Source organism: Enterobacter sp. JBIWA003, assembly GCF_019968825.1.
Taxonomy (GTDB): Bacteria; Pseudomonadota; Gammaproteobacteria; order Enterobacterales; family Enterobacteriaceae; genus Enterobacter; species Enterobacter quasiroggenkampii.
Genome location: NZ_CP074170.1, coordinates 2,133,260 through 2,147,010, shown reverse-complemented (window position 1 = coordinate 2,147,010; position 13,751 = coordinate 2,133,260). Strand labels below are relative to the sequence as shown.

Sequence of the window (13,751 nt, the reverse complement as noted above, 5' to 3'; positions counted from 1 at the left end):
TTAGCGGTCTGGCCTGTCACCCCGTCCTTTATCTGACCTTTTCACCGTAGCACGTCCCCACACAGCACCCAAAAGGTTCTCGTTGAGGTTATGAATTGAGAGAAAGTTTGTTTTTCGTTTCAGTCGTGATTGCCTCCGTGACCTTTATCTTCATCTGGATCATGCTTGTCGGCCCAATGAAGGGGGAGGAAAAAACCTACGTTCAGGATTCCACGACCTTTGCGATAGCGGTGATGGTGCTGCTGTTTATTGCGTTTGTTGCGGTAACGACCACGGTGCTTTTCCTCTGATAAATTTTCATGAATTATTGATCTGGCAAAACCTCCCCTCTGTTTCATTCAGGATATATAGGTTACTCTTTTAATTACAGACTGTGGTGACAGTAGTAAGGAGACCTGTATGGCCAAGTATCAAAACATGCTGGTAGCAATCGATCCGAATCAGGACGATCAGCCGGCATTACGACGTGCTGTGTATTTACATCAACGGATTGGTGGCAAAATCAAAGCGTTTTTGCCGATCTATGACTTCTCGTATGAGATGACCACCCTTCTGTCGCCTGACGAGCGCACCGCTATGCGTCAGGGCGTCATCAGCCAGCGTACCGCGTGGATCCGCGAACAGGCGAAGTATTACCTGGAAGCGGGCGTGCCCATTGATATCAAAGTGGTCTGGCACAACCGACCTTTCGAAGCCATCATTCAGGAAGTCGTTGCCGGTGGGCACGATCTGCTGCTGAAGATGGCGCACCAGCACGACAAGCTGGAATCCGTAATCTTCACCCCGACAGACTGGCATTTGCTGCGTAAATGCCCTTGCCCGGTCTGGATGGTGAAAGACCAGCCGTGGCCTGAAGGCGGGAAAGCCGTTGTGGCGGTAAACCTCGCCAGCGAAGAGGATTACCACAATTCGCTGAACGAGAAGCTGGTGAAGGAGACTATCCAGCTTGCCGATCAGGTCAATCATACCGAAGTGCATCTGGTTGGCGCCTATCCGGTCACCCCGATTAACATTGCCATTGAACTGCCGGAATTTGACCCGAGCGTGTACAACGACGCGATCCGCGGGCAGCATCTGCTGGCCATGAAAGCGCTGCGCCAGAAATTCAGCATCGATGAGAAAATGACCCACGTGGAAAAAGGGCTGCCTGAAGAGGTGATCCCGGACCTGGCTGAACACCTGCAGGCGGGGATTGTGGTGCTCGGTACTATTGGCCGTACCGGTATTTCTGCCGCCTTCCTCGGCAATACCGCCGAGCAGGTGATCGACCATCTGCGCTGCGACCTGCTGGTTATCAAGCCGGATGAGTACCAGACGCCGGTTGAGCTTGACGATCCGGAAGACGATTGACCCCTAACGCCCGGCGGCGCAAGCTTGCCGGGCCTACAAAACCGTAGGCCGGGTAAGCGTGAGCGCCACCCGGCAATAAAAAAACCGCCGGATTCGGCGGTTTTTTCGTTTCAACGCAACTTACAGTGCTTTGAGAATCGCATCCACGCTGGCTTTGGCATCGCCAAACAGCATATGGGTGTTCTCTTTGAAGAACAGCGGGTTCTGCACACCGGCATAGCCGGTATTCATTGAACGTTTAAACACGATCACGTTCTGCGCCTTCCACACTTCCAGAACCGGCATCCCGGCGATTGGGCTACGCGGATCGTCCTGCGCCGCCGGGTTAACGGTGTCGTTAGCGCCAATGACCAGCACGGTGTCGGTGTCGGCGAAATCATCGTTGATCTCGTCCATCTCCAGCACGATGTCGTAAGGCACTTTCGCCTCCGCCAGCAGCACGTTCATGTGGCCTGGCAGACGCCCCGCCACCGGGTGAATACCAAAGCGCACCTTGATACCGCGCGCGCGCAGCTTCTCGGTGATTTCCGCCACCGGATACTGCGCCTGTGCCACCGCCATGCCGTAGCCCGGGGTGATAATGACCGAGTGCGAGTTTTTGAGCATCTCAGCGGTATCTTCCGCGCTGATCTCACGGTGCTCACCCACTTCCTCATCGGAACCGGTAGACGAGCCGTCAGAACCAAAGCCACCGGCAATGACGCTGATGAACGAGCGGTTCATCGCCTTACACATGATGTAAGACAGGATCGCACCCGAAGAACCCACCAGCGCACCGGTAACAATCAGCAGGTCGTTGCTCAGCATAAAGCCCGCCGCCGCCGCCGCCCAACCGGAGTAGGAGTTCAGCATGGAGACCACCACTGGCATATCCGCACCACCGATCGACGCCACCAGATGCCAGCCGAAGGCCAGCGCGATAATGGTCATCACCAGCAACGCCAGCACCTGCAGACCGACGCTTTCGGTACGCACGAAGACCACCAGCAGCACAAACGACACCACCAGCGCCGCCAGGTTCAGCTTATGGCGATTTGGCAGCATCAGCGGCTTAGAGGAAATCTTCCCGCGCAGCTTACCGAACGCGACAATGGAGCCGGTGAAGGTGACCGCACCGATGAAGATACCGAGGAACACTTCCGTCAGGTGAATATTCACCAGAATCGGTTCCAGACCCGGCGTGTGGTACAGGTAGCTGTTGAAGCCCACCAGCACCGCGGCCAGACCCACAAAGCTGTGCAGAATCGCCACCAGCTCCGGCATCTCGGTCATTTCAACGCGTTTCGCCAGGCGAATACCAATCGCACCGCCGATGATCATCGCCACCAGGATCCACGCTACGTTGCCAGTATCCGGCCCGAAGATGGTGGCAATCAGCGCAATCGCCATCCCGGCGATACCAAAGTTATTCCCCTGCTGAGACGTTTCGTGTTTGGAAAGCCCCGCCAGACTGAAAATAAACAGGATTGCAGCAACAATGTATGCGGCTGTCACTAATCCTCCAGACATATGCTACCCCTTAGCCTTTACGAAACATTTTCAGCATGCGCTGAGTCACGGTGAAACCACCGAAAATATTGATACTGGCGATCAGCACCGCGATAAAGCTCAGGAAGCTGATCCAGCCGCCGTGGCCAATCTGCAGTAACGCCCCCACCACGATGATCCCGGAGATGGCGTTGGTTACCGACATCAGCGGTGTATGCAGCGCATGGGAGACGTTCCACACCACGTAGTAGCCCACAACGCAGGAGAGCGCGAAGACGGTAAAGTGGCCGAGGAACTCTTTCGGCGCGACGTCAGCCAGCCAGCCGAAGAGAATAATCACCAGCGCCATGATCGCGTATTTGCGCCACGGGGAAGCCGGTTTGGCAGGTTCTTTTGGCTCAGGCGCCGCTTTAGGTGCTGCCTGAGGCTGGGCCGAAACCTGAATCGGCGGCGCAGGCCAGGTAATTTCACCTTCACGCACCACGGTCACACCGCGCACCACCACATCGTCAAAATCGACGGTGATGTTGCCATCTTTCTCTTTGCAAAGCAGCTTCAGCAGGTTGACGAGGTTAGTGCCGTACAGCTGAGAAGACTGGGTCGGCAGGCGACCCGGCAGATCGGTATAGCCGATCACCTTCACGCCGTTCGCGGTCGTGGTCACCTGATTCGCTACGGTATATTCACAGTTGCCGCCGTTTTGCGCAGCCAGGTCGACAATCACGCTGCCCGGCTTCATGGAGTCAACCATCTCACGGGTAATCAGCTTCGGCGCCGGTTTACCCGGGATAAGCGCGGTGGTGACAATGATGTCGACATCTTTCGCCTGCGCGGCGAAAAGTTCCATTTCGGCTTTGATAAAGGCTTCGGACATCACCTTCGCGTAACCATCACCGCTGCCCGCTTCCTCCTTGAAGTCCAGCTCAAGGAATTCGGCACCCATACTCTGGACCTGTTCCTTCACTTCAGGACGGGTATCGAACGCGCGCACGATAGCGCCCAGGCTGTTTGCCGCACCGATGGCGGCAAGTCCCGCCACGCCCGCGCCAATCACCATCACCTTCGCCGGAGGGACTTTACCCGCCGCGGTGATCTGACCGGTAAAGAAGCGACCAAATTCGTGGGCCGCTTCAACGATGGCGCGGTAGCCCGCAATGTTTGCCATCGAACTTAAGGCGTCCAGCGACTGGGCGCGCGAAATACGCGGCACGGAGTCCATCGCCATGACGGTGACGCCGCGCGCGGCCAGCTTTTCCATCAGCTCAGGATTTTGCGCAGGCCAGATAAAGCTCACCAGCGTGGTGCCCGGATTCAGCAGCGCTATCTCACTCTCTTCCGGTGCATTGACCTTCAGAATCACTGGCGACTGCCATACGTCGGCACCGTCCACCACTTCCGCGCCAGCCTGGATAAAGGCCTCGTCATCGAAACTCGCCAGTTTGCCTGCGCCGCTTTCAACCGCGACGGTAAAACCCAGCTTAAGCAGTTGCTCCACCGTTTTCGGTGTTGCCGCTACGCGGGTTTCATTGGCTAACCGTTCTTTTGGTACCCCAATACGCATAGTTTTCCCTTCCATCGGTTTTTGATGATGGTTTATCGATAAATGCCCGCGGTTTGTATCATTTTTCGCCATCACACAAGCAATGAGACACAATTCACCCCGGAAAATAAAACAGTAACAAACTGTCTATAACCTACTGAAAATACCGGCCGTGATCTACCGCCAGAAAACACTATTTCTTACTTTATCTGTGAAAAATAAGCGATCGGCGTCACTGACAGTGATATTTACCTTAAATTCATCGCCAGAACCGATAATTCGCGCAAGCGAAGCGGTAAAAACATGATATAGCGCCATAAGAGAACAACTTATTAACATTAAATTAACTTGTAAAAGTCATAAGCTTTATCAGTTTTACTTGTCAAACGCGTGTTTTTTCAACATATCACTAAATGTTATCGAATAAGGTGATTCAGTGAGCACTGGCTGTGAAAAATGGCGCAGACAGCGACGGGTTTTAAATGCCATAATCGGGACCGTCTCAAATTAACAACAATACCAGTACATGGTTTGCGCAAGGCGAAGGATCATTTTTATGAAGCTTAAGAACACACTCCTGGCGTCCGCACTTCTCTCCGCGACCGCCCTGTCTGCGAATGCCGCAACAGAGTTAACGCCGGAGCAAGCGGCAGCGTTAAAACCTTTTGACCATAAGGTCATTGTGGGTCGTTATAATTCTATTGGCGACGCCGTCGCCGCTGCATCAAAGGCCGCTGATAAAAACGGGGCAGCATCGTTTTATGTTGTTGACCAGTCTGATAACGGCAACAGCGGTAACCAGCGCGTGACTATTGCGCTGTATAAAGACAACGCGCCAAAAGCTGACGCACCGAAAAACCGCGTGATCAACGGTGTTGTTGAACTGCCGAAAGATCAGGCAATTGCGCTGGAACCGTACGACACCGTCACCGTTCAGGGCTTCTACCGCAGCCAGCCTGAAGTGAACGATGCCATCACCAAAGCCGCGAAAGAGAAAGGGGCCTACTCGTTCTACATCGTGCGTCAGGTCGATGCTAACCAGGGCGGCAACCAGCGTATTACCGCGTTCATCTATAAAGAAGATGCGAAGAAACGTGTTCTGCAGAGCCCGGATGCGATTCCGGCGAACTCAGAAGCCGGTCGCGCGGCGATAGCGAAAGGCGGCGAAGAAGCGAAGAAAGTGGAAATCCCAGGCGTCGCAACGACGGCTGCGCCAAGCGCTGAAGTGGGCCGTTTCTTTGAAACGCAGTCCACGAAAGGTGGCCGTTATTCGGTTACGCTGCCAGACGGTACCAAAGTTGAAGAGCTGAACAACGCCACTGCCGCGCAGATGGTGCCGTTCGACAGCATCAAATTTACCGGCAACTACGGCAACATGACGGAAGTCTCTTACCAGGTCGCGAAGCGTGCGGCGAAGAAAGGGGCGAAGTTCTACCACATCACCCGCCAGTGGCAGGAACGTGGTAACAACGTGACCATCAGCGCCGATCTGTACAAGTAACAAAATCGTTTAAGAAAGGCGGCGCAATGCCGCCTTTTTTGTTACTTTTTTTGAATTTCTGCCACACGTCATTGCATGCTTTCGTTACACTCCGTAAAATCCCGCGCCTTAGTGTGATCCACCATTTTTATGCGCCTGAGCGAAATAATTATTCTGGATTTTGACCTTTCATAACAGGAAGCCAATGGAAAAGAAACTTGGCCTGAGTGCTCTGACTGCACTCGTTTTAAGCTCAATGCTGGGTGCGGGCGTATTCAGTTTGCCGCAAAATATGGCGGCCGTCGCCAGCCCGTCTGCGCTCATCATTGGCTGGGGCATTACGGGAGTCGGAATATTGTTGCTGGCCTTCGCCATGCTGCTGCTGACCCGCATTCGCCCGGACCTGGACGGCGGCATTTTCACCTATGCCCGTGAAGGCTTCGGCGAGCTGATTGGCTTCTGTTCCGCATGGGGATACTGGCTGTGTGCGGTTATCGCCAACGTCTCCTATCTGGTGATTGTCTTCTCGGCGCTCAGTTTCTTTACCGATACGCCTGAATTGCGCCTCTTTGGCGACGGGAATACCTGGCAGTCGATCGTGGGTGCCTCGGTGCTGCTGTGGTTCGTCCACTGGCTGGTGCTGCGTGGCGTACAAACGGCCGCCAGCATTAACCTGGTGGCGACGCTCGCGAAGCTGGTTCCGCTCGGCCTGTTTATCGTTCTGGCCTTCATTGCGTTCCGTCTCGACGTGTTTAAGCTCGATTTCAGCGGCGTTGCGCTGGGCGTCCCCGTCTGGGAGCAGGTGAAAAACACGATGCTGATTACCCTGTGGGTATTCATCGGCGTTGAGGGTGCGGTTGTGGTTTCTGCCCGGGCCCGAAATAAACGTGATGTAGGCCGCGCCACGCTGCTGGCCGTGCTGGCTGCGCTCGGGGTCTATCTGCTGGTCACGCTGCTGTCGCTGGGCGTGGTGGCGCGTCCTGAACTGGCTGAAATGCGTAACCCGTCAATGGCAGGCCTGATGGTGAAAATGCTCGGCCCCTGGGGCGACGTGGTGATTGCGGCGGGTCTTATTATCTCCGTCTGCGGAGCCTACCTGAGCTGGACCATCATGGCGGCTGAAGTGCCCTTCCTGGCCTCTACGCACAAGGCCTTCCCACGGCTGTTTGCGCGTCAAAACAAAAACAGCGCGCCGTCTGCCTCACTCTGGCTGACCAACATCAGCGTTCAGATCTGCCTGGTGCTGATCTGGCTCACAGGTTCAGACTATAACACGCTGCTGACCATCGCCTCGGAGATGATTCTGGTACCCTATTTCTTAGTGGGTGCGTATTTGTTAAAAATTGCCACTCGCCCCGCGCATTATGTCGTGGGTGTCGGAGCCTGTATTTACGGCCTGTGGTTGTTGTATGCTTCCGGACCTATGCATCTGCTGCTGTCGGTGGTGCTGTATGCACCGGGTCTGCTGGTGTTTATCTACGCCCGCCGCACGCATCAGCTGGAGAACGCGCTGAAACGCCGCGAAATGGCATTAATTGGACTCTTACTGGTTGCTGCCGTGCCGGCAACCTGGATGTTAGTGGGATAGCATCGCCTTTCCCATTGTTGAACTGTAAAGGAGAATACGATGGGAAATGCACCGCTTCGCCCCATACTGATCACCGGTGGAGGCCGCCGTATCGGCCTCGCTCTCGCCCATCACTTTCTCAACCTTCGCCATCCGGTCATTGTGAGCTACCGTACGGAATACCCGTCGATTGAAGGGTTACGCAAAGCCGGGGCGGTCTGCATTCAGGCTGATTTTTCAACCGATGAAGGCATTCTGGCCTTTGCGGAAAAGGTGAAATCCACCACTGCGGGGCTGCGCGCCGTGATCCATAACGCCAGCGCATGGCAGGCCGAGAAATCCGGTACCTCGCTCAGCGAAACGCTTGCCGTCATGTTGCAGATCCATGTTAATACCCCTTATCTGCTGAACCATGCTCTGCAGGATCTGCTCCGCGGCCACGGGCATGCTGCGGGCGACATCATTCACTTCACTGATTATGTAGTGGAGCGCGGCAGCGACAAGCACATCGCCTACGCGGCCAGTAAAGCCGCGCTGGATAACATGACCCGCTCGTTTGCCCGCAAGCTCGCCCCCGAGGTGAAGGTGAACGCCATTGCCCCGGCGATGATTTTATTCAACGAAAACGATGATGCGGAGTATCGCCAGCAGGCGCTGAATAAGTCGCTCATGAAAATTGCCCCGGGCGAGAAAGAGGTCATCGACCTCGTGGATTACCTGCTCACCAGTTGCTACGTCACCGGCAGAACCTTTGCCGTGGACGGCGGCCGACCGCTGCGTTAGTGAAAGCGGCTCCAGAAGAAAATTAACAGCCAGGCGCTGAGCCCCCAGCAGACCACCGCTCCGCTCAGCGCCAGTGGGAGACGCAGAAAACCGGTGAAATACCACAGCGAAAGCAGGTAGAGAAAATACGGAATGATTGACCACATGCCAAACACGATGGTCGTGCGTAACGCTTCCGTACCGCGTTCAGATGCCACGATATAGTGGGCAATGAGCGCAAAGGTCGGGAAGAGAGGGATCAGCCCGGCAATATAGTAGTTTTTCGTTTTCGCCAGCATGCCAATCAGCAACACCACCAGCGCGCCCAGCCCGGCTTTGATCACCAGCCCCATCGTTTTCCCTATAATAATCAACTCACAATATCAGCCAGAATAACGGAACCGGCGTTAATTTTGAAAGATTAATGGAAGGTTAAGGTTTCGCGGTGTATGTTGGCTTTTTTCACGAAAACAGACGCTGTATGAATAAGATTGTTTATGTTGAAGACGAACCCGAAGTCGGGCAGCTGATCGCCGCCTATCTGGGTAAACATGATATGGACGTCATTGTTGAACCTCGCGGCGATCGTGCCGAAGAGGTGGTCGTCCGTGAAAACCCGGATCTCGTATTGCTGGATATTATGTTGCCAGGCAAAGACGGCATGACGCTCTGCCGGGACCTGCGCGCCCGTTGGGAGGGCCCTATCGTCCTGCTCACCTCACTGGACAGCGATATGAACCATATTTTGTCGCTGGAGATGGGTGCCAATGATTACATTCTGAAAACCACGCCGCCTGCCGTCCTGCTCGCTCGCCTGCGCCTCCATTTACGCCAGCACGCCAGCATCGAACGCGAAGCACCGGCGCCGTCTCTGACGCCGCACAAAGCGATGCGCTTCGGTACGCTGTCTATTGATCCGATTAACCGTCAGGTGCTGCTCTCTGGCGAGCTTATCGCCCTTTCCACCGCAGATTTTGACCTGCTGTGGGAGCTGGCAACGCATGCCGGGCAGATCATGGACCGTGACGCACTGTTGAAAAACCTGCGTGGCGTAAGCTACGACGGAATGGACCGCAGTGTTGACGTGGCGATTTCGCGTCTGCGCAAAAAACTGCAGGATAACGCCACCGAGCCCTACCGCATTAAAACCGTGCGTAACAAGGGCTATCTGTTTGCCCCACATGCGTGGGAAACCTGATCGCCGGATAAAATAACCTGCGCAAAATGAAGCCATTGCGCGACGATGCCTTCTTTTCGGGCGTTTATTTTTACGTTTGCGCAACAATTAACTTGCTAAGCACGCGAACTATTCCATAATTACCTTCTCGACTCTCCTTTCTTCAGCTCGCCCCGCTCTTGCGATTGTTTTACTCATTTTCGCCGTGAAGCTTTCACGACATCTCTCCAATAAATCTTGAAATGAGGATTTAAGCTCATGAATTATGTATAGCTACGGTCAGGTAGAAGCGATAAAAACCAATCTTGAGTGGATTGTTAATCAGGCAACCCTGAACCACGCCTCCCCCTCACGAACCGATCAAAAAGCGCTCTTTGACCTGCTGGAACTCATTCAGTCTTACGAAATACTGCTGGACCTCATCAGCGAATACGGAACGGATGTGATTGATACGCACATTGCGGAAGGCCTGGCCGTGACGGAAAAATTCATCGCCAAGGTAAAAAACAGCGCGAAAGCCATGTAACACGCTCGACAGACGTGAAAAACTCGAAGGGTTTTCATGTATATTCTGCATATAGCGTTTTTTCGGTGAGATCCAATGAAAAAGCTGTTTGTGCAGTTTTATCTTTTACTGTTTGTCTGCTTCCTGGTAATGACCATGCTGGTCGGGCTGGTCTATAAATTTACCGCCGAACGTGCGGGCAGGCAGTCTCTGGACGACCTGATGAAAAGCTCGCTGTATTTGATGCGCAGCGAGCTGAGAGAGATCCCGCCACACGACTGGGCGAAAACCCTGAAAGAGCTGGATCTCAACCTGTCATTCGATTTACGCATCGAGCCGTTGAAAGATTTCGATCTGGACCCGCCCGCCATGCAGCGTCTGCGCGACGGGGATATCGTCGCGCTGGATGAGAAATACACCTTTATTCAGCGTATTCCGCGCAGCCATTACGTGCTGGCCGTCGGGCCGGTGCCCTATCTCTATTATCTGCATCAGATGCGCCTGTTGGACATGGCGCTGATGGCCTTTATCGCCATTTCGCTGGCGTTTCCGGTTTTTATCTGGATGCGCCCGCACTGGCAGGACATGCTGAAGCTGGAATCCGCCGCGCAGCGTTTTGGTGAGGGACACTTTACCGAGCGCATCCACTTCGACAGCGGTTCCAGCTTTGAACGTCTGGGCGTGGCCTTTAACCAGATGGCCGATAACATCAATGCCCTTATCGCCAGTAAGAAACAGCTCATCGACGGGATTGCGCACGAGCTGCGCACGCCGCTGGTGCGCCTGCGCTATCGTCTGGAGATGAGTGAGAATCTGACGGAAGCAGAGTCTCAGGCGCTTAACCGCGACATTGGCCAGCTTGAGGCGCTGATTGAGGAGCTGCTGACCTACGCGCGCCTCGATCGTCCGCAAAACGAACTGAATCTCAGCACGCCGGATCTGCCCGCGTGGCTGCAAACCCACATTGACGACGTTCAGAGCGTGAACCCGCAGCGTACGCTGTTGACGCGCGTTACGCCGGGTGACTACGGAGCACTCGATATGCGCCTGATGGAACGCGTGCTGGACAATCTGATGAACAACGCCATGCGCTACAGCGAAAGTACGCTACAGATTGGGCTGGATTTGCAGGGTAATCAGGCCAGCCTGACGGTAGAGGATGACGGGCCGGGGATTGCGCCGGAGGCGCGCGAAACCGTGTTTGAACCGTTTGTCCGCCTCGATCCCAGCCGCGATCGCGCCACCGGAGGCTGTGGTCTGGGGCTGGCCATTGTCTACTCTATCGCGCAGGCCATGGGCGGCACGGTACATTGCGAGGAGAGCGAGCTCGGCGGCGCGCGCTTCTGCTTTAGCTGGCCGGTGTACCATAACATCGCCCTTCCCGTTCCTGCCTGACCTCAACCGCACGCTGGCCTGACCCGGCGTGCTGTGCTATATGATAAGTATGTTGTAACTAATGAGAGGGGCTTATGGCGACCTACGATCTTATCGAACGGCTTAACAGCACGTTTCGGGAAATAGAACACGAGCTGCTGACCCTGACAGAACGTTTGCAGACCTGCCGCCTGCTGGCCGCGCGCGTCTTTACCCTGCCCGAGGTGGTCAAAGGGGCCGAGCACGATCCGCTGGACACCATCGACGTGAAGCAGCACATCGGCAAGGCCGCGCTGGAACTGGCGATGAAACACTATCGACATCTTTTTATCCAGCAGCAGTCTGAACAGCGCAGCAGCAAGGCAGCCGTGCGGCTGCCGGGCGTGATCTGTCTGCAAACCGATGCAGTATCGCGCGAGGCGCTGGAAAGCCAGATTGCCCATATCAACAGCCTGAAAGCGGCATTTGAGAAGATCGTTACCGAGGAGTCGGGCCTGGCCCCTGCCGCCCGGTTTGAATGGGTCCACCGTCAGCTTCCGGGGTTAATTACGCTGAATGCCTATCGTACGCTGACGGTACTGCGCCACCCCGCCACGCTGCGCTTCGGCTGGGCGAATAAGCACATCATTAAAAACTTCACCCGGGATGAGATCCTGGCGCAGCTGGAAAAAAGCCTCAAGGCGCCACGCACCGTCGCGCCGTGGTCGCGTGAGCAGTGGATTGAGCGCCTGGAGCAGGAGTACCACAGCATCGCCTCGCTACCGGCGGATACGCGCCTCAAAATTAAGCGCCCGGTGAAGGTTCAGCCTATCGCCCGCGTCTGGTATTCCGGCCAGCAAAAACAGGTGCAGTATGCCTGTCCAACGCCGCTGATTGCGCTCTATGATGCCGATCAGGGGGCTATCGTGCCGGATATTGGTGAGTTGCTGAATTACGATGCTGAAAATGTCCAGCACCGTTACCGACCCCAGGCGCAGCCGCTACAGCTGATTATTCCGCGGCTGCACCTGTACGTGGCGAGTTGATTATTTCAGACTGCCGACCATCGCCTCGGGGCGTACCCAGGCATCAAACTCCGCCTCCGTCAGATAGCCCAGCGCCAGGGCGGAGGCTTTCAGCGTCAGCCCCTCCTTATGCGCCTTTTTGGCGATCTCGGCGGCTTTGTCGTAGCCAATGTGGGTATTGAGCGCGGTCACCAGCATCAGCGACTCATTTAACAGCTGGCTGATGCGCTCGCGGTTTGGCTCGATCCCCACCGCGCAGTGTTCGTTAAAGCTCTCCATGCCGTCCGCCAGCAGACGAATCGATTGCAGAACGTTGTGGATCACCATCGGGCGATAGACGTTCAGCTCAAAGTTGCCGGATGCACCGCCCAGGTTAACGGCCACGTCGTTGCCCAGTACCTGACAGCAGAGCATGGTCATGGCTTCGCACTGCGTCGGGTTGACTTTACCCGGCATGATGGAGCTGCCCGGCTCGTTTTCCGGAATGCTGATTTCACCGATACCGCAGCGCGGGCCCGAGGCCAGCCAGCGCACGTCGTTGGCGATTTTCATCAGCGACGCCGCCAGCCCTTTCAGCGCGCCGTGGGTGTGGACCAGCGCGTCGCAGGTCGCCAGCGCTTCGAACTTGTTGGGCGCCGTGACGAACGGCTGTCCGGTAATGGCCGCAAGCTCCTCCGCCACGCGCACCGCATACTCCGGATGGGTGTTTAACCCGGTCCCAACCGCCGTCCCGCCGAGCGCCAGCTCCGCCAGGTGCGGCAGGCTGTTCTCAATGTGCTTCAGGTTGTGTTCCAGCATCGCCACCCAGCCGGAAATCTCCTGGCCGAGCGTCAGCGGCGTGGCGTCCTGCAGGTGCGTACGGCCGATTTTGACGATGTCGCGGAAGGCCTGCGCCTTCTCGTTGAGCGTAGATTTCAGGACGTTAAGCTGTGGGATAAGCTGTTCGCGAATCGCAATCACCGCCGCCACGTGCATGGCCGTGGGGAAGACGTCGTTAGAACTCTGGCTCTTGTTGACGTCATCGTTCGGATGAACCTTACGCTCCATGCCGCGCACGCCGCCCAGCAGTTCGCTTGCCCGGTTCGCCAGCACTTCGTTCATGTTCATGTTGCTTTGGGTGCCGGAACCGGTCTGCCAGATGGCGAGAGGGAATTCGTCGGGATGCTTGCCCGCCAGCACTTCGTCGGCGGCATTTATGATGGCGGTGGTCTTGTCTGCCGCCAGCAGGCCTAAATCCTGGTTCACTTTTGCGGCCGCGCGTTTGGTGAGGGCCAGCGCCTGAATCAGCGAGACGGGCATTTTTTCAGTCGAGATACGGAAATGCTCCAGCGAACGCTGGGTTTGCGCGCCCCATAGCTTGTCGGCCGGGACGTCGATGGCGCCCATCGAGTCTTTCTCATGGCGTACCGTTGTCATTACTTTCTCCTTGATAACACTGTCGGGATTGCTCACATGCTTAAGGGATAAGTATTGATGACTTCTGAGAAACGTTATGGCGCTTTGT

General features: G+C 55.7%; 13 protein-coding genes. 9 read left to right on the top strand and 4 right to left on the bottom strand.

Annotation, left to right across the window (positions count from 1 at the left end):
* Nucleotides 1-107 precede the first annotated feature (107 nt).
* Both KGP25_RS10285 and uspE read left to right on the top strand, forming a co-directional pair.
* On the top strand, nt 108-290 hold the full coding sequence (locus KGP25_RS10285) for a hypothetical protein (RefSeq protein WP_223540366.1): 183 nt from the start codon (nt 108-110) through the stop codon (nt 288-290).
* A 109-nt stretch (nt 291-399) separates the two neighbouring features.
* Entirely contained in the window at nt 400-1,350 is a 951-nt protein-coding gene (gene uspE, locus KGP25_RS10280) for a universal stress protein UspE (RefSeq protein WP_032640084.1), read from the top strand.
* Between the two features lie 120 nt (nt 1,351-1,470).
* Here uspE and pntB read toward each other — a convergent pair whose 3' ends face one another.
* Together pntB and pntA are read right to left on the bottom strand one after the other, a co-directional pair.
* The gene (gene pntB, locus KGP25_RS10275; protein ID WP_021241158.1) at nt 1,471-2,859 is read right to left on the bottom strand and encodes a Re/Si-specific NAD(P)(+) transhydrogenase subunit beta; all 1,389 of its coding nucleotides are present in this window, start codon (nt 2,857-2,859) and stop codon (nt 1,471-1,473) included.
* Between the two features lie 10 nt (nt 2,860-2,869).
* On the bottom strand, nt 2,870-4,399 hold the full coding sequence (gene pntA, locus KGP25_RS10270; protein ID WP_008500544.1) for a Re/Si-specific NAD(P)(+) transhydrogenase subunit alpha: 1,530 nt from the start codon (nt 4,397-4,399) through the stop codon (nt 2,870-2,872).
* A gap of 535 nt (nt 4,400-4,934) precedes the next feature.
* Here pntA and ydgH point away from each other — a divergent pair.
* From ydgH to folM, 3 genes are all read left to right on the top strand, one after another.
* The gene (gene ydgH, locus KGP25_RS10265) at nt 4,935-5,879 is read left to right on the top strand and encodes a DUF1471 family protein YdgH (protein WP_048030717.1); all 945 of its coding nucleotides are present in this window, start codon (nt 4,935-4,937) and stop codon (nt 5,877-5,879) included.
* Nucleotides 5,880-6,063: 184 nt separating this feature from the next.
* A complete protein-coding gene (locus KGP25_RS10260; RefSeq protein ID WP_045910348.1) occupies nt 6,064-7,446 on the top strand; it encodes an amino acid permease in 1,383 nt (460 codons plus the stop codon).
* Between the two features lie 39 nt (nt 7,447-7,485).
* On the top strand, nt 7,486-8,208 hold the full coding sequence (gene folM, locus KGP25_RS10255; RefSeq protein ID WP_223540365.1) for a dihydromonapterin reductase: 723 nt from the start codon (nt 7,486-7,488) through the stop codon (nt 8,206-8,208).
* Here folM and KGP25_RS10250 read toward each other — a convergent pair.
* Complete coding sequence (locus KGP25_RS10250) at nt 8,205-8,540, bottom strand: GlpM family protein (protein WP_045910346.1); 336 nt, start codon at nt 8,538-8,540, stop codon at nt 8,205-8,207. The two genes, folM and KGP25_RS10250, sit on opposite strands and share 4 nt — an antisense overlap.
* Before the next feature lie 128 nt (nt 8,541-8,668).
* Between KGP25_RS10250 and rstA the strand changes: the two genes are divergently transcribed.
* The 4 genes from rstA to tus all read left to right on the top strand — a co-directional run bounded on the left by rstA (nt 8,669) and on the right by tus (nt 12,268).
* Nucleotides 8,669-9,385, top strand: a complete 717-nt coding sequence (rstA, locus tag KGP25_RS10245; protein ID WP_021241154.1) for a two-component system response regulator RstA — start codon at nt 8,669-8,671, stop codon at nt 9,383-9,385.
* Between the two features lie 244 nt (nt 9,386-9,629).
* Nucleotides 9,630-9,890, top strand: coding sequence for a hypothetical protein (locus KGP25_RS10240; RefSeq protein WP_045910345.1), 261 nt, complete (start codon nt 9,630-9,632; stop codon nt 9,888-9,890).
* A gap of 75 nt (nt 9,891-9,965) precedes the next feature.
* On the top strand, nt 9,966-11,264 hold the full coding sequence (gene rstB, locus KGP25_RS10235) for a two-component system sensor histidine kinase RstB (protein WP_045910344.1): 1,299 nt from the start codon (nt 9,966-9,968) through the stop codon (nt 11,262-11,264).
* 74 nt (nt 11,265-11,338) lie between these two features.
* A complete protein-coding gene (gene tus / locus KGP25_RS10230; protein ID WP_045910343.1) occupies nt 11,339-12,268 on the top strand; it encodes a DNA replication terminus site-binding protein in 930 nt (309 codons plus the stop codon).
* Here tus and fumC read toward each other — a convergent pair whose 3' ends face one another.
* On the bottom strand, nt 12,269-13,663 hold the full coding sequence (gene fumC, locus KGP25_RS10225) for a class II fumarate hydratase (RefSeq protein WP_223540364.1): 1,395 nt from the start codon (nt 13,661-13,663) through the stop codon (nt 12,269-12,271). It lies immediately after the preceding gene.
* Nucleotides 13,664-13,751 lie beyond the last annotated feature (88 nt).